Raw genomic sequence first — 23,964 nt, forward strand, 5'->3', positions numbered from 1 at the left:
CAGAGCATGCAACGGCGGCCCAGGCCGCCGTTTCTATTTGTGGAAAACCCATGCCGCTGTCGAATGTCGAAATTCTCCACCAGGACGCCGCCCTACTGGTGATCAACAAGCCCACCCTGCTGCTCTCGGTGCCCGGCCGCGCCGAGGATAACCGCGATTGCCTGGTCACCCGCCTGCAGGAAAACGGTTACCCGGAAGCGCGCATCGTCCATCGCCTGGACTGGGAAACCTCGGGGATTATCGTCCTGGCGCGCGACGCCGACAGCCATCGCGAGCTGTCCCGGCAGTTCCATGACCGCGAAACCGAAAAAGCCTACACCGCCCTGTGCTGGGGCCAACCCGCACTGGACAGCGGCAGTATCGACCTTCCACTGCGCTACGACCCGCCGACCAAGCCGCGCCACGTGGTCGATCATGAGCAAGGCAAACATGCCCTGACCTACTGGAAGGTGCTGGAACGCCACGCCGAACATTGCCGCGTCGAACTCACGCCCATCACCGGTCGCTCGCACCAGCTGCGCGTGCACATGCTGTCCATCGGCCACCCGCTGCTCGGTGACGGCCTGTATGCCCATGAACAAGCCCTGGCCGCTTACCCGCGCCTGTGCCTGCACGCCAGCATGCTCAGCCTGACCCACCCACAAACGGGCGAGCGCATGCGCTTCGAGTGTCCCGCGCCGTTCTGACGCGCCAAGCACCGCATCAAAAACAAGCGCCCAGCGCTTAGAACTTATTCAAGATCTCGCGAGCTAGAGCCCTGCAAGGCAAAAACAGGCGAGGAAGCGGAGTGTACTTTTGTACATGAGCATTCCGAGCCTGTTTTTAACGCAGCAGGGCCGACGCGCAGCAGATCGTCGACGGACTCTCAGCTCTGCTTGCGCGGCCAGATCAGGCTGAAACAGGCCCCGCCCAGTTCTTCGCTGCGACTGATCTGCGCGCGACCGCCGTGCCAGTAGGTGATCCGCCGCACGATGGACAGGCCCAGGCCATGCCCACCCGAGGCGCGGGTGCGGCTGTCGTCCAGACGCAGGAATGGCGTAAAGATGTGCTCCCAGGCCTCTTCCGGTACGCCCGGACCGTCATCTTCGACATCCAGGCGACAACGCTGCTGACCCACGTGATAACTGACGCGCACCCGCGATTCAGCATGGCGCATGGCGTTGCTCACCAGGTTTTGCAGGGCGCGGTGCAGGTAGCGCAACTCGGCTTCAACCTGCGCACCGCCACCATCCAACGCATTACGCGAAGGACCGTGTTCGACCCGCACGCTGGCGCGCAGCGGCGCCAGCTCGGTGATCACCTGATCAATCAGTTCGTTCAAATCGACCGGCTGGAAGTTCAGCGCCGGCGCGCCCTGCTCCAGACGCGCGTAGGTGAGCATCTCGTCGACCAGCTTGTCGAGGTCCTGGATATCGCTGTCCATGCCCTCCATATATTTGCGTCGCGCCGTATCGGTTTCCGCGTCGCCGATCATTTCCAGACCAAAGCGCAGCCGCGCCACCGGCGTGCGCAGCTCATGGGACACCGCACGGACCATTTCACGCTGAATGCTCAGGGAGCGCTGCAGGTGTTCGGCCATGGCGTTAAAAGCTGCCGCCAGACGCCCCACCGAATCACTGCCTCGGGTTGGCACACGGGCATCCAAACGGCCACTGGCGATGCGTGTAGCCGCGCCTTCCAGATCACTCAGGCGTTGCTCCAGAGGCCGCACCAGCAGGTACACCATCAGCCCGATCAGGCTCAGGCCCAAGGCGCCGATCAGCACCAGCCATTGCGCCGGATACGGGTTCATCTGATACAGCGGGCCGATTTCCAGCACCCAGGGTGTGTCGACGATGCCGGAGAACACATGAATGCTGTCACCGCCCCGGCCCAGGGCCATCACCGTGTCGCCTTCATCCACGCGGCGGCGCTGGTCAGGGTCGAGGTCGGCTTGATCGAGGCGCACCAGGCGCAGGTCAAAACCGAACTGTTTGTCCTGTTTCAACGCGGCCAGCCGTCGCGGCTGCTCATCCCAGGGGTAGCGCACCAGCTCGTCGATCAACAGAAAGCTGGTGGCACGCGCGAGCTGCTCACTGACCTGCTGCACGTCGGCAATCAGCAGCAGCGGCTTCCCATCGAGCTGGCTGAAGATGCGCGCCTCATGCGGGCCGGTCTGGTGCACCACCACCTGACCACGGCGCAGGCTATTGCGCGCGCCGCTGTCCAGCCCGGCACCCTCCAGCGCCTCGATGCGCAGTGGAATGCCGAGCAAGCGCCCCCACACCGTCACGGCGCGACGCCGCTCGATGTCGACCATCGGCGCGAGGTTATCGGCCATCAGGCGGAAGGTGCCCTGCGCCAGGCGCTCACGGTATTGATCGACCCGCACTTCGTTGAGCAGCTGCAAGGCACCGACGCCGAGCAGCGCGACGAGCACCAGCACCGCAAGCATGCCGCCATAAATGCGCAGGAAGATTGAGTTCATGCCCGCGACTTCATGTCAGTGCTTCAGCCGCTTCAGCTACAAACAGATAGCCCTTGCTGCGCACGGTCTTGATCAACCGTGGGTGCATGGGGTCGTCGCCGATTTTCGGACGGATGCGTGAAATGCGCACGTCGATGGAGCGGTCCTGCCCGTCGTATTCGATGCCGCGCAGGGCGTTGAAGATTTCCTCGCGCGAGAGAATCCGTCCGGCGTTGGAGGTCAATAACCACAGCAGATCGAACTCGGCACTGGTCAATTCAATGCTCTGCTCACCGAGCCACGCTTCACGCATGGCGCTGTCGATCACCAGCGGGCCGAACTGCAAACGCCGGCGCTCGCTCGGCGCCTGCACCTCACTGCCCTCATGACGGCGCAGCAGCGCGCGGATACGCGCCAGCAGCACACGCGGGCGCACCGGTTTGCAGACGTAATCATCGGCGCCCATTTCCAGGCCCAGCACCTGATCCATGTCGTCGGTACGCGCGGTCAACATCAGGATCGGCCCGTCGTATTGCCCACGGACCTTGCGGCAGATCGACAAGCCATCTTCGCCCGGCAACATCAGGTCGAGAATCACCAGGTCAGGCTGCTCTTGCAGAATGCGCGCAGCGGCCTTCGCACCATCCATCTCGATGGCGACATTCAGGCCATTGCCCTGCAGGTACTCACGGGTCAACTCGGCCAGGCGCTGGTCGTCTTCGACAATAAGGATGTGCCACGACTGCTGCTCCACAACGGACTCCTGCCAACACGGAAACGGCCGGCATTGTATCAATGCCCCAAGCACTGCATAGCGCATGCCACATTTCTGTAAAAACACTAGATGTAGTATCACGCTGAGAGATAGGCCACGTCTGTGCAACCGGCAGAAATAGGCCAATCAACACCGACGAACGGTACACCCCAGCAAGCATGCGGGCTTGCCGTCGATCGCGCGGTTTAACCCACAATTCACCCACAACTTATCCACAGGTTGTTCTTGCTCTCTCGCCTTGCAATACCCCAGATAGCGCATTATCTTGTATGCCAATCGCGCGACACCCACCACATGTTGGGTTTAGCTTGGTAACCGGATACAAGAAGAATGACTCGCACACGGCCTGATCCCAGCCCGTCACCGGTCGCCTGAAAGACCTTTGCAGTACGCCTGCTCTACCGCAGCGGGCCACCCTTCAGTGCAGCGCTTGGCGCGCCTGAAAATGAATAAAGCGGCGACCGCACACGCGGTTGCACCACTAGATGTAGTAGTTGAGGCGCCAAAAGCGCCTTGACGTGTGACTCTTGAGCCAGGAAGGCGCTTTAGTCGTACCTTCCCTGCCCAATTTGCAAGTCCCCATGTGCCCGGCCTCTGGCTGCGCCCATGGCATTGTTGAAATGGAATGAATGGCAGTAGCCACAGTGATCGACGGCAAAGCGTCTAACTAATAAATACAGAACATGGAGACTTTCATGCACACCGACACCTCCCGCGAGAACCCGCAGGCCAATGCGCCGCAGGCTAACGATGACAACCAGAGCCTGAGCGCCACCGCGCCGGGTCAACTGCGTGTGATCAAGCGTAACGGCACCGTGGTGCCCTACACCGATGACAAGATCACCGTTGCCATCACCAAGGCCTTTCTCGCTGTTGAAGGCGGCACTGCAGCCGCCTCGTCGCGTATCCATGAAACCGTGGCGCGTCTGACCGAACAGGTCACCGCCACCTTCAAGCGCCGCATGCCGTCCGGCGGCACCATCCACATCGAAGAAATCCAGGACCAGGTCGAACTGGCCCTGATGCGTTCCGGCGAGCAGAAAGTCGCCCGCGACTACGTGATCTACCGTGAATCGCGCAGCCAGGCGCGCAAGACCGGCGCCGCCGACATTGCCGAGCCGCACCCAAGCATTCGCGTTACCCACCTCGACGGCACCGTTGCACCGCTGGACATGGGCCGCCTCAACACCATCGTTACCGAAGCCTGCGAAGGCCTGGCGGAAGTCGACGGCGCGCTGATCCAGAAAGAAACCCTGAAGAACCTCTACGACGGCGTAGCGCAAAGCGACGTCAGCACCGCTCTGGTGATGACCGCACGTACCCTGGTTGAGCGTGAGCCGAACTACAGCTACGTCACCGCGCGCCTGCTGATGGACAACATCCGCGCCGAAGGCCTGGGCTTCCTCGGTGTCGCCACCAGCGCCACCCACCACGAAATGAGCGAGCTGTACGCCAAAGCCCTGCCGGCTTACATCGCCAAGGGTATCGAGTTCGAACTACTCAACCCGGTGCTGGCCAGCTTCGACCTGGAAAAACTCGGCAAAGCGATCAACCACGAGCGTGACCAGCAGTTCACCTACCTGGGCCTGCAGACCCTTTACGACCGCTACTTCATTCACAAGGACGGCACCCGCTTCGAACTGCCGCAAGTGTTCTTCATGCGCGTGGCCATGGGCCTGGCGATTGAAGAGAAGCAGAAAGAAGACCGCGCCATCGAGTTCTACAACCTGTTGTCGTCCTTCGACTACATGGCCTCGACGCCGACCCTGTTCAACGCCGGCACCCTGCGTCCGCAGCTCTCCAGCTGCTACCTGACCACCGTACCGGACGACCTGGGCGGCATCTACGACGCCATCCGCGACAACGCCCTGCTGTCCAAATTTGCCGGCGGTCTGGGCAACGACTGGACCCCAGTACGTGCGCTAGGTGCCTACATCAAAGGCACCAACGGCAAGTCGCAAGGCGTTGTACCGTTCCTCAAAGTGGTCAACGACACCGCAGTTGCAGTTAACCAGGGCGGCAAGCGCAAAGGCGCGGTCTGCGCCTACCTGGAAACCTGGCACATGGACATCGAAGAGTTCATCGAGCTGCGTAAGAACACCGGTGACGACCGTCGCCGCACCCACGACATGAACACCGCCAACTGGATCCCGGACCTGTTCATGAAGCGCGTGTTCGATGACGGCCAGTGGACCCTGTTCAGCCCGTCCGAAGTGCCAGACCTGCACGACCTGACTGGTAAAGCCTTCGAAGAGCGCTACGAGTACTACGAAGCCCTGACCCAGTACGGCGGCAAGATCAAGTTGTTCAAGACCATCCAGGCCAAAGACCTGTGGCGCAAGATGCTCTCGATGCTGTTCGAAACCGGCCACCCATGGCTGACCTTCAAGGATCCATGCAACCTGCGCAGCCCGCAGCAGCACGTGGGCGTGGTCCACAGCTCGAACCTGTGCACCGAGATCACCCTGAACACCAACGCCGACGAAATCGCCGTGTGCAACCTGGGTTCCGTGAACCTGCCGAACCACATCGTCGACGGCAAGCTGGACACCGCCAAGCTGGAAAAGACCATCAAGGTCGCCGTGCGCATGCTCGATAACGTTATCGACATCAACTACTACTCGGTACCGCAGGCGCGTAACTCCAACTTCAAGCACCGCCCGGTTGGCCTCGGCATCATGGGCTTCCAGGACGCGCTGTACCTGCAGCACATCCCGTACGGCTCCGACGCCGCCGTGGAATTTGCCGACAAGTCGATGGAAGCGGTCAGCTACTACGCCATCCAGGCCTCCTGTGACCTGGCCGACGAGCGCGGCGCCTACTCCACCTTCGAAGGTTCGCTGTGGAGCAAAGGCATTCTGCCGCTCGACTCGCAGCAGATCCTGATTGAGCAGCGCGGCCAGAAGTACATCGACGTTGACCTGACCGAGTCCCTGGACTGGGCGCCGGTACGTGCCCGTGTGCAGAAAGGTATTCGTAACTCGAACATCATGGCCATCGCACCGACCGCCACCATCGCCAACATCACCGGCGTATCGCAGTCGATCGAACCGACCTACCAGAACCTCTATGTGAAATCGAACCTCTCGGGCGAATTCACCGTGATCAACCCGTACCTGGTTCGTGACCTCAAAGCCCGCGGCCTGTGGGACTCGGTGATGATCAACGACCTCAAGTACTACGACGGTTCCGTGCAGCAGATCGAGCGCATCCCGCAGGAGTTGAAAGACCTCTACGCCACCGCGTTCGAAGTGGACACCAAGTGGATCGTTGACGCCGCCAGCCGCCGTCAGAAGTGGATCGACCAGGCGCAGTCGCTGAACCTGTACATCGCCGGAGCATCGGGCAAAAAGCTCGACGTGACCTACCGCATGGCTTGGTACCGTGGCCTGAAAACCACCTACTACCTCCGCGCCCTGGCCGCGACCAGCACCGAGAAGTCCACCATCAACACCGGCAAGCTGAACGCCGTGTCCAGTGGTGGCAGCGAAGGCCTGAGCGCAGCACCGGCCAAGGCCCCGGAAGTGGGAATGAGCGCAGGCCCAGCACCGGTACCAAAGGCCTGTGCCATCGACGAACCGGATTGTGAGGCTTGTCAGTAACGCGCGGATCTGAGCGGCGCGCGCGTTGTTGCCTGATCGGTCGGCCCCCATCACATACAGTCGTATGCTCAGGGGTTCCAACCGACCAGGCGCCTAGCGCTCACTCGCTCAGCTACGCGCTCGAACGTCGGGCAAAAGCCAAAGCAAAAGCCGAAGCACAGTTCTAAAGCAACACACGGTCAGTCCCCTCGCCCGCTTGCGGGAGAGGGTTAGGGAGAGGGCAAAAGCTCTCCCACTTATTACCAACCCCCGCCCTACCCGGCGTGGGCTTCGGGGCAACGGCCAGTCATTAGAGCCACCCCGACCAGCGGTACCCGTTTTACCCTTGCGCGCGATACGCAACGGAACATAATCAGAAATATCTGTATATCCATACAGGCCGGTTATTTCACCGGCCCGCAAGCAGGAGCCAAGCCATGCTGAGCTGGGATGAATTTGACAAGGAAGACGGCGCCGACGCCGTTGTAGCCAATAAAGCCTCTGCCCAACTGGCAGACATGAGCATCGACAAACTCGACCAGGTGGGCGGTGCTGCCGCCGTTGAAGCCCGCGCCGTGGCCGCTGACGACAGCGACGCCGTGGCCCGCGCCAAAGCCTCGCTCGACCAACTCGACATCGCCGAAGGCCTGGCCGAGCTGGAAGGTACCGCCGCGCGCGTAGCCGTCGACGAAAAACGCATGATCAACTGCCGCGCCGACCTCAACCAGCTCGTACCCTTCAAGTACGACTGGGCCTGGCAGAAGTATCTGGATGGTTGCGCCAACCACTGGATGCCGCAGGAAGTGAACATGAACGCGGACATCGCGTTGTGGAAAACCCCGGACGGCCTGACCGACGACGAGCGCCGCATCGTCATGCGCAACCTCGGCTTCTTCTCCACCGCCGACAGCCTGGTTGCCAACAACCTCGCCCTGGCCGTGTACCGCCTGATCACCAACCCGGAGTGCCGCCAGTACATCCTGCGTCAGACCTTCGAAGAGGCGATCCACACCCACGCTTACCAGTACTGCATCGAATCGCTGGGCATGGATGAAGGCGCGATCTTCAACATGTACCACGAGATTCCATCGGTCGCGAAGAAAGCCAGCTGGGGCCTCAAGTACACCCGTTCGATCTCCGACCCGACCTTCAACACCGGCACGGTTGAGACCGACAAAGAACTGCTGCGCAACCTGATCGCCTACTACTGCGTACTGGAAGGCATCTTCTTCTATTGCGGCTTCACCCAGATCCTCTCCATGGGTCGCCGCAACAAGATGACCGGCGTCGCCGAGCAGTTCCAGTACATCCTGCGTGACGAGTCCATGCACTTGAACTTCGGCATCGACGTGATCAACCAGATCAAGATCGAAAACCCGCACCTGTGGGATGCCCAGCTCAAAGACGAAGCCACCCAGATGATCCTCCAGGGCACCCAACTGGAAATCGAATACGCACGCGACACCATGCCGCGCGGCGTACTGGGCATGAACGCCGCGATGATGGAGGACTACCTCAAGTTCATCGCCAACCGTCGTCTGACCCAGATTGGTTTGAAGGAAGAGTACCCAGGTACCTCCAACCCGTTCCCATGGATGTCGGAAATCATGGACCTGAAGAAGGAGAAGAACTTCTTCGAGACGCGGGTTATTGAGTATCAGACTGGTGGGGCGTTGAGCTGGGATTGATGCCGGATAAAATATCGTTTATTTGCTTGACCTGAGAATGGACGTTTGGGGTAGAGAACGAAAATAAACCCCGCTTTGCGGGGTTTATTTTATATATAAGCCGGCTGCCAAAATAAGGAAATCGTGAATGCTTAGCTGGGAAAAACTACTGAATCCAGTTCGCAGAAAAGAACTGCATGGCTCTAGAGAAACAATTGGCACGGCAGCAGGCAGAACGCAAATCGAGCGAGACTATGACAGGATTCTCTTCGCGACACCGACTCGTAGATTAGCGGATAAAACCCAAGTTTTCCCAATGGAAGAAAACGACTCCGTAAGAACACGGCTCACTCACTCGCACGAAGTTAGTAATTTAGCTAGAAGCATTGGTGTACAACTGGCTTTCGAGCATGCAGAGAAGGTATTTGGCTCAAACCATGAAGATCTTCAGGTCAAAAGAAATATACCAGCATTACTTGCAGCAGTCGGACTGGCACACGACTTGGGAAACCCACCTTTCGGCCACCAAGGTGAACTTGCCATGCAGCAGTGGTTCGCCGAAAAAACTGAAGAAACATTTGACGCCGACTTTCTAAAATTTGATGGGAACGCACAAACCTTCAGACTTCTGACGCGCCTTCAAGTGCTAAATGACAAATTTGGACTGAACCTAACTCTCGCAACTTTAGCAGCCTTAATCAAATACCCTAGTGTTTACGGTTCCAACAACAAGGGCGGGTTCAAAAAATTTGGCATATTTCAAAGCGAAAAAGAAATAGTAGATGAGGTCTGGACAAATACAGGACTATGCGAAGGCAAGCGACATCCATTGGCATACGTCATGGAAGCATGTGATGACATCGCTTATTCCGTCATAGACGCAGAAGATACTGTAAAAAAAGGGTACGCTTCTTTCTACGACCTAATTGATTACCTAGATAGCAACGCATGTGGCGACAAGGCCACGAAAAAAGTAATAGAATCATCTAAAAAGAAAAATTTAGAATTCAAAAAAGAGAACCTTAGCTCTCGCGAACTAAATGATATTTCCATGCAAATGTTTAGAGTCGCATCTATATCAGAGATGGTAAACGCCGCCACTGGTGTTTTCGTAGACAAATGTAAAGACATAATCTCAGGAAATATAGCTGAAGGTTTCGAGATAATAAAAAATTCATCTTGCGACCAACTTTGTAGCATTACAAAAAAGTTTGACTACCAGCATGGATTTCAGCACAAAGATGTTCTGAAACTTGAGCTCCAAGGTAGCAACTACATAAAAAGCATGATGACTATGCTCTGGAATGCTGTTTCTAATGGCGAAAGTAGAGACCATCCATTTGAGCGATATGTTTTTGGTGAAATATCCGAAAACTATCGACGAGTTTATAAGGATTCACTATCTTCAGGAGTCCCAAGCTCAAACTATGCAAAAGCACAACTAATATGCGACGCATTATCAGGAATGACGGAATCCTACTTAATAAAAAAACACACAGAATTTAAATCTTTAGAAAATGTTTATCAATAAAATACAACCGGTCGACTCACTCCAGAATCTTAAGGATCGAGTTGACCGTTTCTTTAAGGAAAATCTTCGGCGATCAAACTTTAGACGCCAGCTCCCGCTTGACCTGAAATACCCAAAAAATACCTCATCGCCTCTCCGCCCCGAGCACAAAACACCTGCTGACTTACTGAATTTTATTTCAAGCCTCTCACCCGAAAACAATATATTTCTCTTCGGCGGAGTACTTAGAGACTTAGCTATTTTTGGGAAAAGAGGCTTCAACTCAGATATCGATATAGTCGTAGAGGGTGACTGGGCTAGATGCTCAGACTACATTCAGACCCTTGGAGCCAGAAAGAATAAATTTGGAGGATTCAGGCTAGAAGTATCTGGCTGGCCAATTGACATCTGGAACGCCAAAGAAACCTGGGCAATAAGCCAAGGACTTATCCAATATAACAGCATCGCATCACTCACCAAAACGACAATACTAAATTGGGATGCGATATTAATGAACTGGAAGACTCGAAGTATAATTTGCCCAGAAAACTACCTTGACGACTTACAAGAAAGACAAATGGACATGGTTCTACTAGAGAACCCCAACCCATTAGGAGCAACAGTCAGAGTATTTAGACACCTTTGCTCAAAAGACGCTAAAAGCATCACTAAAACAACTGCAGAGTATCTGGCAATAAGCGCACAGAACTACTCTCTTAATCAGCTTAGAAGTCAAGAGTTCAAAAGTTACGGCAATACGCTTATTGAGCCAGCCGTCTACGAACTCTTTGAAAAACTTAAAGAATTTGAAGAAATTGAAATTCGCGAGCGCTTTAGAAAAGCCGCTAACAGTTTAGAAAAAAATGGCTCAACTCTCTCTTATCAGCAACTATCCTGGGAATTCAAAGAAGAGTAAAACAACAAAATTAATCGGGTACAGACCACGGTTCCTGTTGATTTACGGCTTGGACTTTTGGCTACCTGATAAACGCCACTTCTTCACTGTTATGAAGTAAGTCTTTCGCCCTTACTGCGAGTTACTTGACTCGCTTCGCTCGCCCTTCGGGCCAGCCTACGGCTGTTACTCCGCTTCGCTCCGTATCTCTTTACTCGCGCAGAAAGTAACCAAAGAGAAAGCACACCCGACATCCGGGTTTCGCTGCGCTCAACTTGATTCGCTTCGCTCACCCTCCTGGCCAGCCTTCGGCTGTTACTCCGCTTCGCTGCGTTTCCTCGCTCCGGTGCTGTTCCAAGGGTCGTCACGGTGGGCCATCCCTGGCCTATCGTTCCTCGTTTGGCATCCATGCCAAACGCCCCTCTCCACAGCACCTGCGCTCGGCCTCCTGACGGGATTCAGGGACCGCGTTGTTTGGGCGATTTGTGGACGGCAAAAACAAAAAAGCAAAAGCATCGCGGCCATGGGCCGCCCCTAGGGTTCATAGCCTGTAGGGCGGGTGAAACCCGTCATGTTTTTTGCTTTTCAATCCGCGATCAAACAGACGACGCCAACGCCCCATCAGGAGGCCGAGTGGAATCGTTGTGGAAGGGGTTGAGCGGCATGGATGCCGCGAGAGCCGCGATGGGCCAGGGATGGCCCTTCGCGGCGTGCCCCTGGAGCAATGATGGAGCGAGGGAACCCGACGAAGTCGGGCCGGATGCAAGGGGCAAGACCTCTTGGTTACTTCTGGGGCGTTTGCCAGAAGTGACCCGCCGTAAGGGCGGAACCGTTAGCCCAAACAACAAATAAGCGGCGCATACAAAGCCCCCCAAAAGCCCCAAAGAAGTGGCAAAGCTCGCGGCTAAAGCCCCTCCCACGCATTCAAACAGCAAGTAGCCCGGACAACCACCGCAATGGTGGATGGAAACACGTCATCCACCCTACGCGCTCATTCCGAAACCTGCTCCAAGAAAATCAGCTGTAATGGCTCACTGAGCAAATCATCAGCCGTGGCAGCAAACCGCTGAAAATACGGCGTCGCAAAATGCGCATCCAGCGCCGCCTGATCCTTGAACGCCTCACGCATATAGAACGTGCCCGGCTCATCCCGTCGCTCAAACAACACATAATCCAGGTTGCCCGGCTCGGCCCGCGTCGGTTCTATCAGGGTCAACAAGCCCGCTTTAAGCGCCTCTTTTTTACCGGGTTTGGCTTTGAGTACAGCAAGGGATACCAGTGGTTTGTTCATGGTGTTGGCTCTTTCAAGGGGTTGGCTTGCACATCCGGCGACGGCAGTGAACATCAGCGCACACAGCCAATAACCTAAGTGCTTGACCGGAGGTTTCATCGTTATCACTCGCTGTGGACTGGGCTCATCCTTGTCGATCCCGCCACGAAGAAACACCGACAAAACGCGCTAACACTTTCTTCCACAGCTTGAAAATGAAGCACCCAACATCACCATTACCCTGATTTAAGCCATCAATCAGCGCCCTTGAATGAAGAACAGCCAGTAGCCCGGACAACCGCAGCAACGGTGGATGAACACAGCGTCATCCACCCTAGGGGACTAACGCTTTACGCAGGCAAACAACGCATTCCCGGAAACGCCATCCCACGGGATAAGTTTCTGGTAGTCATGCTCAAACACATGCACGTCAAAGTACGGCTGCAACAACGCCTGCAACTCGACAAAGCCCACCGCCACCATCGGGTGTTCGTCGTGCCACACCAGGGTTTCATCGGCCGTGGCCTTTTCGATGCGCAGCCGTAACACCTGCTGCTCACCCGCGCCGGCGTAATGCCAGCCGGAACTGAAGGTGAACTGGCCATCTGCGTACTCAGCGCTGTGTGCGGTAAACAGGCTGTTGTCGATTTTGCCCTTGTCGACCACGTTGAAGCAGAACAGCCCTTCAACCTCGAGCGCCGCATGGGCGCTGGCGATGCAGGCTTTCAGCCGCTCAATGCCGCCGCTGTAGTGGATGGAATAGAGGAAGCAGGTGATCAGGTCTTGCGGCTCGCTCACGGTGAACGCGCACATGTCCTGCACCGCAAAGTGCGCCTGCGGGCAGCGGATGGCGGCCTTGTCGAGCATCGGCTGGTTAATATCCAGGCCGCTGCTGGTGTAGCCGGCCTCAATAAAATGCTGCACATGCGGCCCCGTTCCGCAGGCCAGATCGAGGTGGCGGCTGCCGGCATTGCCGAACAGCTGCTGCAGCCGATGAATGCAGTGGCTTTGCGCCTGGTAGTCGATATCGGCGCACATCAGATCGTAATAATCGGACAGGTCGGTGTAGAGGGCATTGATGGACATAGTGACCTGATGATGGGCGAGCCGCTGTGGCGGGCGCGCATCATAGCCCAAGCGTGGTCATCGCCTTACAGATCCTGCCCAAAGGCCGCCCTCCGCTCGCACGCGCATGCAAACACGCCCGGCCGAGGGCGGTACAATGCCGCCCTTGCCGACCGCCCGGAGCCAGACTGACGATGTTCACCCTTGTACACCTGAACACCCCTCCGCCCGAGTCGCTGAAAAGCCAGGTGCTGCAGATGGTGGTGGACTACTTCAGCGATATCAGCCCGGTGTCGCTGACGCCCAGCAACCCGCTGTATCAGCTGTACCAGTATGTGATCGGCTACGAAATGCACCTGTACCTGCAGGCCATGGACAGCACCCTCAACAGCCGCGCGCAGTTGCTGCTGGCGCTTGATGACGCAGACCCGTCCCAGGTACTCGGTTTTGCGCTCTATCTGCCCGCCCAGGATGATCCCGAGGCCTGCACCCTGGCCTACATGGCGGTGCAGGCTAACCAACGCCGTCGCGGGATTGCCCGCGCCCTGCTGCAGCAGATGGTCGCCCATTACCCGCACGCTGAACTGGCCTGCGTCGCCAGCAAGGTTTCAACCTTCGAGGCCATGGGGTTTCAGGTGCTGGCCGCGCAGGGGCCACAGGTGCTGATGAACACCCGCAGCCAGCGTTCGGACGGTTTGGTGGCGGTGCAGGACCTGGCGCCGATCTTCCGCTCCACCGAAGTCCAGCAGATCCACGCCTACCTGGTGAAACAGCACGGCAAGCGCGCCATGAGCGATGCCGAGAAGCAGCGCGACCGCCTGCTCGACCAGATGGCCCAGCACGCGCAAGCGCTGGTACGCGAGCGATTGACCGTACATTGATTAAGCGCAGCAGGCCTGGGCAGGCACAGACCAACCGCGCGCGGAGAGCTACCATAGCGTTAGCGAACCGCGCAAACAGGGCAGTATATTCACGGCCATGACGTCAAACCCGCACCTGCCTCACGACAAACTACTGGATCTGCTGCTGGACGTTGTCTGCGTAGTGGATGTAGAGGGCCGCTTTCTGTCCGTCAGCGCGGCCAGCGAACGGGTTTTTGGCTACCGCCCCGAAGAAATGGTCGGCCGCACCGCCTTTGAACTGATGCACCCGGACGACCGCGCGGCTACCCGCGCGCTGGTCAAGCAGATCAATTCGGGCCAGCCCTCGCACGACCACGAGAACCGCTACATCCACAAAGACGGCCATATCGTGCACATCATGTGGTCTGCCCAGTGGCTGGAGGCCGAGCAAGTGCGCGTTGGTGTGGCGCGTGATATCACCCAACGCAAGCGGGCCGAGGCGGTGCAAGCGGCGTTGTATGCGGTCTCGGAAGCGGCTCACGCGGCGGGTGATCTGCACATGCTCTACGGCCGCGTGCATGAGGTGATGGCGCAGCTGCTGCCCGCCCGGCATTTCTGCGTGGCGTTGTATGACGCAGCGAGTGATCAGCTGAGCCTGACCTATCAGGTCGAGCAATGCGCCACGCCCACGGCCACCAGCCGCTTTTGTGCTGAGGTGATCCGCACCGGCAACGCACTGCTATTGCCGCCGGAAACCGCCAACCAATGGCTTGCCCAGCATGAACCCGAGGCCGCGCCGCGCGCGCTGGACTGGCTGGGCGTGCCGCTGATCTCCGGCACCCAGACCATCGGCGCACTGGTGCTGCAGAACCACAGCGCCAAGGAGCGCTACACCGAACAGGACCAGGCGCTGCTGCAGTTTGTCTCCAGTCAGGTGGCCACGGCGATTGAGCGCAAACGCACGCAGTCGCGCCTGGAGTTTCTCGCCCAATACGACCAGCTGACTGAACTCTCCAACCGCACGCTGTTTCTCGACCGCCTGCGCAGCGCCTTGCAGCGCGCCAAACGCGACACATTGCAGCTGGCGGTGCTCTACCTCGACATGGATAACTTCAAGCAGATCAACGACAGCTTCGGCCACAGCACCGGCGATCTGTTGCTGCAGGAAGTGGCCCGGCGTTTACGCCAGTGCGTGCGTGAGTCCGACACGGTAGGTCGCCTGGGCGGCGACGAGTTTGCGGTGATTCTGGACAACATCGGCCGCCAGGAGGATGCCACCCTGGTAGCCGAGAAGATTATTACCGCCCTTAGCGCGCCCTACCTGCTGGATGGGCATCGCTTGCTCAGCGCGCCAAGCCTGGGCATCGCGGTGTACCCCGAACACTGCCAGAACGAATTGCAGCTGGTGCAGTTCGCGGATGAAGCCATGTACGTGGCCAAACGCAGTGGCGGCAAACGTTATGTCGTGGTGGAGAAACCGCAGACATAGTGCTTGGCGGTTCTCGCACAGGAGAGTCGCCGCTTCACTAATGCCATACAGACGCGCGCCGTCAGCCTGCCGGGCTGAGCATCTCGATCTCGCGAATCTCGAAATCCCTGCGCAGGTATTCCATGCGCCGCTGATGAAACTCGCGCATATGCGGCAAGGCGCTGTGGGTGGCCAAGTGCGCCCGTGACTGCCAGACCTCATAGAAGATAAACAACGTCGGGTCCTGTTGGTCACGCAGCATGTGGTAAGCGATACAGCCAGGCTCCGCGCGGCTGGGTGCGACATACGCACGGAACAGCGCTTCAAACTCGGCGGCTTTGTCCGGGCGGGTATGCGCGTGCAGGATAAATCCGTAGTGGTCAGCCATCGTGGGCTCCTGGCAGGGTGGGTTTAGTTACCCTACAACAACCAAACCCGGCGTATTCATGCGTTTTAGTCACATGTCATTTGCCCGCCAACGGCTGTTTCCACTCGCCTGCACGACCTAGCATACGGCCATCATTTACCGAGGCTCATGCCATGAAGAAGATTCTGCTGCTCAACGGCGGTAAACAGTTCGCCCATTCCGACGGCCGCTACAACGCCACCCTGCACGACACCGCGCTGGCCTTTCTCGACCGCGCAGGTTTCGACCTCAAGCACACCCACATCGACAGCGGTTACGACATCGCTGAGGAAGTGCAGAAATTTCTCTGGGCCGACGTGATCATTTATCAAATGCCCGGCTGGTGGATGGGCGCGCCCTGGACGGTGAAAAAGTACATTGATGAGGTGTTTACCGAAGGCCACGGCAGCCTCTACGCCAGCGACGGCCGCACTCGCTCGGACGCCTCGCAGAAATACGGCAGCGGCGGCCTGATCCAGGGCAAGCAGTACATGCTGTCACTGACCTGGAACGCCCCGCAGCAAGCGTTCGATGACCCGAGCGACTTCTTTGAAGGCAAAGGCGTGGACACCGTTTACTTCCCGTTCCATAAAGCCAACCAGTTCCTCGGCATGAGCGCCCTGCCGACCTTCCTTTGCGTCGACGTGATGAAGCGCCCGGCCATCGAGGCCGATATCGCCCGCTACGAAGAGCACCTGGCGCGGGTACTGGGCTAAGCAGCCGGCCTTAGGGGCAGAGCGGCAAAGCCAGCAGCTGCGCCACAACCCAACTGACCATGTATACGCCTAGGCCGAACACCAAATGGGTGACCAACGCACGCAATCTGACCTGCCAGGGATTGGCCATCCGCGAGGCTGCCAGGCCCATGCCGAACGCTGGCTGCATCAGCAGCAACGGCGCCGCCACGCTGATAACACCCAGCAGCAACGCCGGCAACAGCGTTGGTCGGCACAGCCACTGCGGCCCGACTAGCGCTACAAACAGGCTGACAAAGGCCACGCCGATCAGGTAATGGCTGCACCAGCCCAGCAGCCGCTCGCTACGCACGGGCTGTGCCTTGCCGATGGCCCCATGCTGGAAACGGCCATGACGCATATGCCCCAGCCAGCGGCCGACCAATGCGTAGTCCAGCGAGGCAACGCCGAACACGCGCCGCCGGGCCAGCGCCCAGGCATCCATCAGCAGCGTTGCGCCCACGCCGACCAAGAGCACGTGCAGGATCAATTGACTGTTCATATCCACCTCTTTTGCTTTGTCTGAAAGGCTGTTTTCATAAGCCTGCCAGTTCAAGTCAACTTGAGGTCAAGGATGAAAGAGATGGATATCGGCAAAGTCTCGCGCTGGTCCGGTTTACCAGCATCGACTCTGCGCTATTACGAAGAGAAAGGCCTGATCCGCTCCATCGGCCGCAACGGCCTCAAGCGCGTGTTCAGCGACTCAGTAATCCAACGCCTGGCACTGATCGCCCTCGGCCGTGAGGCGGGGTTTTCCCTGGATGAAATCGCCACCATGCTCGCCGCAGGCTCCCAGCCAGCGATTGACCGCGCGCAACTGCAAGCCAAGGCCGACGAGCTGGACCGCAGCATCAAACGCCTCAGCGCTATCCGCGACGGCCTGCGCCACGCCGCCTCCTGCCCGGCAGAAAACCACCTGGAGTGCCCTAAGTTCCAGCAACTGATGAGTCTGGCTGCCCGCACCACAGCCAGGGGGCGGGCTCACCCGCCGATCAAGTAACGGACTTGAGCGGCATTACCGCCATTACGGAGCGCCAAACAGCGCCGTCCAGTAGATACCGGCATCGCTTTTCGGGTCGTTGGCGTAAGCCGCGCCCAATTCGCTGAACTGCGGGTTCATCAGGTTGGCGCAGTGCCCCGGGCTGGCCAGCCAGCCGGCGATGACTTTGCTGGCGGTATCAAGCCCGGCAGCGATGTTCTCGCCGACACGTTGGCCACTGTAACCCGCCAGCTCCGCGCGATCGCCAGGGGTGCGGCCATCAGGGTCTTGGTGATCAAAGAAGTTGCCGTTGGCCATGGCACGGCTGTGGGCTTCGGCGGTACTGCCCAGGGTGGCATTCCAGGTCAGCGGCGCAGCGGCGGCAAAGGGTTGATTACCGCACTGACGCGCGGTGCTGCGCGCACTGTTGAGCTGCTCAAGCAGCTTCTGCCCTTCCGCCTGCCAGTCGCCCAGGCGCGCGGTGAGCAGCGGTCGGGCCAGCAGAATACGCCACTCGCGGCCCTGCTGATTGACGCCGATATCGACAAACTGCGGGTCCAGCACAATCGTGCAGAAGCTCTCCCGCAACACGGTCAGCGCCGCCGCCGCGTCACGCGGCCCGGACAGGCTGATGGCCTGCACGTTGACCATTGGGTAGCCGGCGGCGCTCATCGCTTGCTGCAGATCCCCCGCGCGTCCTACCGGTTGCACCAAGCGTGGATCTGCCGTCAGCGGCGGCAGCTCGGCAGAAGCCTGCTCGCCACACCGCTGCACTTCGCTGCGGTAGCTGTTGATCAGCCCAACCAGTTGCGCGTCCTCGGCGGCCTGTGCACCCGCAGCGCACAGCAGCGCCACCCCCGGGGCGACGATCGCCCGAATAAAACCCTTGCTAGCCATAATCCCCCTCGACCTGAACAGGCTCACTGGCATGCCCATCAATGTGTTCGGGTGATCTTGGCGCACCTCGCGCGTTGAAACCAGCCCAATGCGCTGTACGCCCAGCGGCAATATCAACGGTTGAATGCTTAGACGTAAATACTGACGCCGCCCCTGGCCTGCAACCAATCACGGTAGGTGGTCAACGACTCCGTCTGTTTGTCGCCGTTGTAACCCACAAAGCTGTCGGTCTTGTCCAGGCCGGCGTCGACCAGCTTGTTGATTTGCGCCAGCAGTTTGGCCGCATCTTCACGGTCCAGTTCAGCGACATCCGGCAAGGCAATTTTCGACGTATCGCTGGCCTGCTCGGTTACCGGGCGGAAGCGATCACTGGCAATCGCGTTACTGGCACCGCTGCTTTCAGCGTTCATCGCGCGCAACAATCCGCCGCGGCTGTTGGCCACCATGCCGCTGGCAATGCGGCGAATTTCCGCAAGCGGGTCAGTGGCCGCAGCGGGTTTGTCCTTGCTGTTGGCACTGCCAGCAGCACCATCCGTCGAGGGCTTGGCGGTGTTGGCAAAGTAGCTCGCCAGCGGCGAGTTGTTGGAAATACTGGTCATGGCGAATCCCTGCATAGGTCAGCTAGCAGGCATTTCTGCAGAATATGGGCCAACCACCTACAAGCCAGTAAAACCGGGATTTCTGTCCACTCAGCCTTGAACGAAGAGGAAACGCTTTGCCGCCTCAGGCAGGCTGTTGCCGCTGGCAGGCAGCGCACCACTTAGTGAGGCCCTGAAACGACAGCGCCCCCGCAAAAACCTGCGGGGGCGCGTGTGATGGGTTGATGGGCAGCCAGCCTGGCCGGTTGCCCGTGACGTTTACCTAGACAGCGCGCAGACGTTCCTCAGCGAGGAAGTCCTCTTCGAGCAATGCGTCCTGACCGGGAATATCGTTCGCCTCATCGGCGTGCAGTGGCGTGACGCGCTTGCTGCGCAGTTTGCCGAATTGATGCTCAAGGGCGTGGTGCAGTTTTTCGATGGAGCCGTCGATGGCCTGTTCCAGTGACTCGGCCTTGTGGGTGACGGAAATAGGTTGCAGGCCCTTTGGCCGTGCTTCGATCTGGCAGCGTTTGTCGTGCGCGCCGGCTTTGGCGCCGTTGTCGTCATGCAGATGGACAACGATGCGGGTCAACTCGTCATCGAAGCGCTCCAGTTTGCTGGAAACACTGGCACTCACCCACTCAACCAGACGAGCACTGCCTTCGATGTGGTTATCGCTGTGAACTTGGATTTGCATAAAGCTTTCCTTCTTCAACTGTTCGCGAAAGCGTCGCCTACCAAGGCGACAACTCCAGCCTACGCCACTAAGCCCCCCTGTAGGCAACCCCTAAGACGTTGGTCGCAGCCACAAATGTGCAATGTTCATGCTGTAGAAGTGCTCAAACCCTTGCCCCCCGTGAGCTGGAAGACAGGCGCTGCAAATCAAACAAAATCTTTCCATCGATCCCCGCCACGGCCGTAACACGACTCGCAGCGCAAGGCCCGCGCACTCCTCGCACAGAAATACGCTGACCGTTCAAAAGGTGATGATTCAAGCCCGCGTGATCGCGTTGATGCGGCCATGCTTGTGCGCAAGCCCATAGCTCACGCGACCCTGGCTATGACACGCCAGGGCCACCAGCGCGCCTCAGCTCTTCAACCGATAACCGGTCTTGAAGATCACGCCCACGGCCAGGATGCACAGCAGCAGAAAGCCGAGAATCATCGCCAGGCTCAGGCCGATATTGACGTCGGAGACGCCGTAGAAACTCCAGCGGAATGCACTGATCAGGTACACCACCGGGTTGAACAGGGTCACCGTCTGCCAGGCCGGTGGCAGCATGCTGATCGAGTAGAACGCCCCGCCGAGGAAGGTCAGCGGTGTGACGATAAGCGCCGGCACCACCTGCAACTTCTCCCAGCCGTCTGCCCAGACGCCGATGATGAAGCCGAACAGACTGAAGGTCAGCGCAGTGAGCACCAGAAACGCCAGCATCCACAGCGGGTGGAGAATTTCGAAATCGACGAACAGCCGCGCGGTAATCAGGATCACCAGGCCGAGAATGATCGACTTGGTGGCCGCCGCGCCGACATAGCCGATGAGGATTTCCAGGTAGGACACCGGCGCCGACAGCAGCTCGTAAATGCTCCCCGAATACTTGGGCATGTAGATACCGAACGAGGCGTTGGAAATGCTCTCGGTGAGCAGCGCCAGCATGATCAGCCCCGGCACGATAAACGCGCCGTAACTGACGCCCTGCACCTGAGTCATGCTCGAACCGATGGCCGAACCGAATACCACAAAATACAGCGAGGTGCTGATCACCGGGGTGGCGATGCTCTGCAGCAAGGTGCGCCAGGTGCGCGCCAGTTCGAACAGGTAGATGGCACGGATTGCGTAGAAATTCATGCGCGCGACTCCTTGACCAAAGACACAAAGATTTCTTCCAGCGAACTCTGGCTGGACTGCAAATCCTTGAAGTCGATGCCGTGCTGGGCCAGGTCCTTGAGCAGTTCGGCGATGCCGGTGTGCTCGCTCTGGGTGTCGAAGGTAAACACCAGCACGCGGCCCTCGTCGCTCAGTTCCAGCGGGTAACGCGCCAGTTCGGCAGGGATGCTCGCCAGGGGCTGCTGCAGCTGCAGGGTCAGCTGCTTCTTGCCGAGCTTGTGCATCAGCGCCTGCTTGTCTTCCACCAGAATGATCCGCCCCTTGCTGATCACCCCGATGCGGTCGGCCATTTCCTCGGCCTCTTCGATGTAATGGGTGGTGAGAATGATGGTCACACCGCGCTCACGCAGACGGCGCACCATGTTCCACATATCGCGACGCAGCTCGACGTCAACGCCGGCAGTGGGTTCGTCGAGGAACAGAATCTGTGGCTCGTGGCTCAGCGCCTTGGCGATCATCACCCGGCGCTTCATGCCGCCGGACAGCTCGAAAATCTTCGCATCGCGCTTGTCCCACAGCGACAAGTCCTTGAGCAGCTGCTCCAGATAGGCCGGATTGGGCTTCTTGCCAAACAGGCCACGGCTGAACTTCACCGTCGCCCAGACGGTTTCGAACACATCGCTGACCAGCTCTTGTGGCACCAAACCGATCTGCGAGCGCGAAGCGCGGTAGTCCTTGATGATGTCCTGGCCGCCCACCAGCACCCGCCCAGCGCCTGGGTTGACGATGCCGCAGATAATGCTGATCAGGGTGGTCTTGCCCGCGCCATTGGGGCCGAGCAGCGCAAAAATTTCGCCGGGGCGAATGTCCAGGTTGATGTCCTGCAGCGCCGGATGGCCGCTGGCGTAGGTCTTGCTCAGCTGTTGAATCGAGATCACCGCTTGCACAGAACCTCCTGCTCTGGGGAAAAGCGCAATTGTAGGGAAGTTGGCCGGGCTTGCGGAAATGCTGATGCAGTAACCTGTACGGATTGAGCAGCCCAACGTTGAGCTACAACGGATACGGCTGCTAGGCTGACCCGAGTTTTATGCAGACAAGGAAATACACCATGGCACTTCGTCACGCCCTCACCGGCCTCAGCCTCCTCGCCCTACTGGCAGGTTGCAGCTCACAACAGCCCGCCCAGCCAAGCGCCGAAATCAGCGGCGACTGCAATGTCGAGCAGGTTCATGGCGTACTCGGTCAGACCGCCAGCAGCGAGCTGATCGAGCAGGTGCAGCAGCAGGCCAACGCCAAAACCCTGCGCGTGCTCGCCCCCGGCGACGCCGCGACCATGGATTACAACCCGCAGCGCCTGAACATCGATATCGATGAAAGCGAAGTAATCATTCGCCTGACGTGCGGTTGAGCGCCCCTCGGTTAACTAAGCCCCACAGACCGGGCATACTGGCGCACCTGTAAACCAGTCGGCCGCCCGTTTTCATGCGTATTCACGTCACCTTTATCGACCGCGTTGGCATCACCCAGGAAGTGCTGGCGCTGCTCGGTGGGCGCAATCTCAATCTGGATGCGGTGGAAATGGTGCCGCCGAATGTCTACATAGACGCGCCGACCTTGAGCCCCGAGGTGCTCGATGAGCTGCGCGAGGCGCTGTTCAAGGTGCGTGGCGTACAGGCGGTGACCATCGTCGACATCCTCCCAGGCCAGCGCCGGCATCTGCAGCTCGATGCTCTGCTTGCGGCCATGACCGATCCGGTGCTGGCGGTCGACAGCCAGGGCCGCGTGCTGTTGGCCAACCCGGCGCTGATCGAACTCTGTGGCCAACAGCCTGATGGCCTGGGCATTGGTGAGCTTTTCGCCGACAACGATCTGCACCAAGCGCTGCTTGACCAGGGTTTCCGCCTGCCGATGCGTGAGGTCACGCTCAAGGGCCAGGCGCTGCTACTGGATGCGCAGCCGATCACCGAAGGCGTCGACGGCGGCGCGCGGCAACTGGCCGGCGGCCTGCTCAGCCTGTATGCGCCGAGCCGCATCGGCGAACGCCTGGCGGCACTGCACCACGACCATGCCGAAGGCTTCGACTCGCTGCTCGGTGACTCCGCACCGATTCGCAGCCTGAAGACCCGCGCCCAGCGCGTTGCTACCCTCGATGCGCCGCTGCTGATCCAGGGTGAAACCGGCACCGGCAAAGAGCTGGTGGCGCGCGCCTGTCACGCCATAAGCACGCGACGCACCGCGCCATTTCTCGCGCTTAACTGTGCGGCATTGCCGGAGAACCTCGCCGAAAGCGAACTGTTCGGCTACGCCCCCGGCGCTTTTACCGGGGCCCAGCGCGGCGGCAAGCCGGGGCTACTGGAGCTGGCCAACCAGGGCACGGTGTTTCTCGATGAAATCGGCGAAATGTCACCGTACCTGCAGGCCAAGCTGCTGCGCTTTTTAAGCGATGGTACTTTCCGCCGGGTCGGCGGCGAGCGTGAGGTCAAGGTCAATGTGCGCATCCTCAGCGCCACACACCGTGACCTGGAAAAGATGGTCAACGAGGGCGCGTTCCGAGAAGACCTGTTCTACCGCCTCAACGTGCTCAACCTGGAAGTGCCACCGCTGCGCGAGCGCGGCCAGGACATCCTGCTGCTGGCGCGGCACTTTATGCAGCAGGCCTGCGCGCAGATCCAGCGCCTGCCCTGCCGGCTGACACCGGATACCTACCCGGCGCTGCTGGGCAATCGCTGGCCGGGCAATGTGCGCCAGCTGCAGAACGTGATCTTCCGCGCTGCGGCGATCTGCGAAAGCAATCTGGTGCAGATCGATGATCTGGATATCGCCGGCACCGCAGTGGCTGCGCAGCAGGCCGAGGGCGAAGTCAGCAGTCTGGAAGCGGCAGTGGACCAGTTCGAAAAAGCCCTGCTGGAAAAGCTCTATCCCAGCCATCCCTCGACCCGGCAACTGGCGACCCGCCTGCACACCTCGCACAGCGCGATTGCCATGCGTCTGCGTAAATACGGGATTCCGGGCAAACCGTAAAC

The 23,964-nt window shown here is 59.0% G+C and carries 22 protein-coding genes; 11 read left to right on the plus strand and 11 right to left on the minus strand.

The genetic code is table 11. The features are described from left to right. Positions 1-50: 50 nt before the first annotated feature. Entirely contained in the window at positions 51-686 is a 636-nt protein-coding gene (locus HCI85_RS14695; protein ID WP_090251771.1) for an RluA family pseudouridine synthase, read from the plus strand. A gap of 179 nt (positions 687-865) precedes the next feature. Here the strand turns inward: HCI85_RS14695 and HCI85_RS14700 are convergent, their stop codons facing one another. Beyond that, a complete protein-coding gene (locus HCI85_RS14700) occupies positions 866-2,467 on the minus strand; it encodes an ATP-binding protein (protein WP_167145486.1) in 1,602 nt (533 codons plus the stop codon). 10 nt (positions 2,468-2,477) lie between these two features. Beyond that, the gene (locus tag HCI85_RS14705) at positions 2,478-3,200 is read right to left on the minus strand and encodes a response regulator (RefSeq protein ID WP_090251766.1); all 723 of its coding nucleotides are present in this window, start codon (positions 3,198-3,200) and stop codon (positions 2,478-2,480) included. 716 nt (positions 3,201-3,916) lie between these two features. On the opposite strand from HCI85_RS14705, the gene HCI85_RS14710 reads away from it, so the two are divergent. From HCI85_RS14710 to HCI85_RS14725, 4 genes are all read left to right on the plus strand, one after another. Next, the gene (locus HCI85_RS14710) at positions 3,917-6,823 is read left to right on the plus strand and encodes a ribonucleoside-diphosphate reductase subunit alpha (RefSeq protein WP_167145488.1); all 2,907 of its coding nucleotides are present in this window, start codon (positions 3,917-3,919) and stop codon (positions 6,821-6,823) included. A gap of 416 nt (positions 6,824-7,239) precedes the next feature. Then, positions 7,240-8,490: a ribonucleotide-diphosphate reductase subunit beta gene (locus tag HCI85_RS14715; RefSeq protein ID WP_090251759.1), complete on the plus strand. Its 1,251-nt coding sequence runs from the start codon at positions 7,240-7,242 to the stop codon at positions 8,488-8,490. Between the two features lie 127 nt (positions 8,491-8,617). Then, a complete protein-coding gene (locus tag HCI85_RS14720) occupies positions 8,618-10,000 on the plus strand; it encodes a deoxyguanosinetriphosphate triphosphohydrolase family protein (protein WP_167145490.1) in 1,383 nt (460 codons plus the stop codon). Continuing rightward, positions 9,987-10,895, plus strand: coding sequence for a hypothetical protein (locus HCI85_RS14725; RefSeq protein ID WP_167145492.1), 909 nt, complete (start codon positions 9,987-9,989; stop codon positions 10,893-10,895). The genes HCI85_RS14720 and HCI85_RS14725 overlap by 14 nt, the downstream gene beginning before the upstream one ends. A 970-nt stretch (positions 10,896-11,865) precedes the next feature. Here the strand turns inward: HCI85_RS14725 and HCI85_RS14730 are convergent. Continuing rightward, positions 11,866-12,165: a putative quinol monooxygenase gene (locus tag HCI85_RS14730; protein WP_167145788.1), complete on the minus strand. Its 300-nt coding sequence runs from the start codon at positions 12,163-12,165 to the stop codon at positions 11,866-11,868. A gap of 321 nt (positions 12,166-12,486) precedes the next feature. Continuing rightward, positions 12,487-13,230, minus strand: a complete 744-nt coding sequence (locus HCI85_RS14735) for a class I SAM-dependent DNA methyltransferase (protein WP_167145494.1) — start codon at positions 13,228-13,230, stop codon at positions 12,487-12,489. Between the two features lie 173 nt (positions 13,231-13,403). Here HCI85_RS14735 and HCI85_RS14740 point away from each other — a divergent pair, with 173 nt between their 5' ends. Together HCI85_RS14740 and HCI85_RS14745 are read left to right on the plus strand one after the other, a co-directional pair. Continuing rightward, complete coding sequence (locus HCI85_RS14740; protein WP_167145496.1) at positions 13,404-14,090, plus strand: GNAT family N-acetyltransferase; 687 nt, start codon at positions 13,404-13,406, stop codon at positions 14,088-14,090. 97 nt (positions 14,091-14,187) lie between these two features. After that, positions 14,188-15,540: a sensor domain-containing protein gene (locus tag HCI85_RS14745; RefSeq protein WP_167145498.1), complete on the plus strand. Its 1,353-nt coding sequence runs from the start codon at positions 14,188-14,190 to the stop codon at positions 15,538-15,540. 61 nt (positions 15,541-15,601) lie between these two features. Here HCI85_RS14745 and HCI85_RS14750 read toward each other — a convergent pair whose 3' ends face one another. Beyond that, positions 15,602-15,907, minus strand: coding sequence for a putative quinol monooxygenase (locus HCI85_RS14750; RefSeq protein ID WP_167145500.1), 306 nt, complete (start codon positions 15,905-15,907; stop codon positions 15,602-15,604). Positions 15,908-16,059: 152 nt separating this feature from the next. On the opposite strand from HCI85_RS14750, the gene HCI85_RS14755 reads away from it, so the two are divergent. Further along, entirely contained in the window at positions 16,060-16,641 is a 582-nt protein-coding gene (locus tag HCI85_RS14755) for an NAD(P)H-dependent oxidoreductase (protein ID WP_167145502.1), read from the plus strand. 10 nt (positions 16,642-16,651) lie between these two features. On the opposite strand, the gene HCI85_RS14760 is transcribed toward HCI85_RS14755, so the two are convergent. Beyond that, positions 16,652-17,161, minus strand: coding sequence for a DUF2938 domain-containing protein (locus HCI85_RS14760; protein WP_167145504.1), 510 nt, complete (start codon positions 17,159-17,161; stop codon positions 16,652-16,654). A gap of 72 nt (positions 17,162-17,233) precedes the next feature. Here HCI85_RS14760 and HCI85_RS14765 point away from each other — a divergent pair, with 72 nt between their 5' ends. Continuing rightward, a complete protein-coding gene (locus HCI85_RS14765; protein ID WP_167145506.1) occupies positions 17,234-17,659 on the plus strand; it encodes a helix-turn-helix domain-containing protein in 426 nt (141 codons plus the stop codon). A gap of 24 nt (positions 17,660-17,683) precedes the next feature. Here the strand turns inward: HCI85_RS14765 and HCI85_RS14770 are convergent, their stop codons facing one another. The 5 genes from HCI85_RS14770 to HCI85_RS14790 all read right to left on the minus strand — a co-directional run bounded on the left by HCI85_RS14770 (position 17,684) and on the right by HCI85_RS14790 (position 21,888). Further along, on the minus strand, positions 17,684-18,535 hold the full coding sequence (locus HCI85_RS14770; RefSeq protein ID WP_167145508.1) for a CAP domain-containing protein: 852 nt from the start codon (positions 18,533-18,535) through the stop codon (positions 17,684-17,686). Positions 18,536-18,663: 128 nt separating this feature from the next. Further along, the gene (locus tag HCI85_RS14775; RefSeq protein ID WP_167145510.1) at positions 18,664-19,134 is read right to left on the minus strand and encodes a hypothetical protein; all 471 of its coding nucleotides are present in this window, start codon (positions 19,132-19,134) and stop codon (positions 18,664-18,666) included. A gap of 262 nt (positions 19,135-19,396) precedes the next feature. Further along, positions 19,397-19,810 carry an HPF/RaiA family ribosome-associated protein gene (locus tag HCI85_RS14780; protein ID WP_090251725.1) on the minus strand — a complete coding sequence of 138 codons (414 nt, stop codon included), beginning with the start codon at positions 19,808-19,810 and terminating at the stop codon, positions 19,397-19,399. A 390-nt stretch (positions 19,811-20,200) separates the two neighbouring features. Further along, a complete protein-coding gene (locus tag HCI85_RS14785) occupies positions 20,201-20,962 on the minus strand; it encodes an ABC transporter permease (RefSeq protein ID WP_167145512.1) in 762 nt (253 codons plus the stop codon). Further along, a complete protein-coding gene (locus tag HCI85_RS14790) occupies positions 20,959-21,888 on the minus strand; it encodes an ABC transporter ATP-binding protein (protein ID WP_167145514.1) in 930 nt (309 codons plus the stop codon). The genes HCI85_RS14785 and HCI85_RS14790 overlap by 4 nt, the downstream gene beginning before the upstream one ends. 161 nt (positions 21,889-22,049) lie before the next feature. Here HCI85_RS14790 and HCI85_RS14795 point away from each other — a divergent pair, with 161 nt between their 5' ends. Together HCI85_RS14795 and HCI85_RS14800 are read left to right on the plus strand one after the other, a co-directional pair. After that, complete coding sequence (locus HCI85_RS14795) at positions 22,050-22,349, plus strand: I78 family peptidase inhibitor (RefSeq protein WP_090251717.1); 300 nt, start codon at positions 22,050-22,052, stop codon at positions 22,347-22,349. 74 nt (positions 22,350-22,423) lie between these two features. Next, positions 22,424-23,962, plus strand: coding sequence for a sigma-54-dependent transcriptional regulator (locus HCI85_RS14800; protein WP_167145516.1), 1,539 nt, complete (start codon positions 22,424-22,426; stop codon positions 23,960-23,962). Positions 23,963-23,964 lie beyond the last annotated feature (2 nt).

It is taken from the genome of Pseudomonas sp. OTU750018, assembly GCF_011636575.1.
Taxonomy (GTDB): Bacteria; Pseudomonadota; Gammaproteobacteria; order Pseudomonadales; family Pseudomonadaceae; genus Aquipseudomonas; species Aquipseudomonas peli.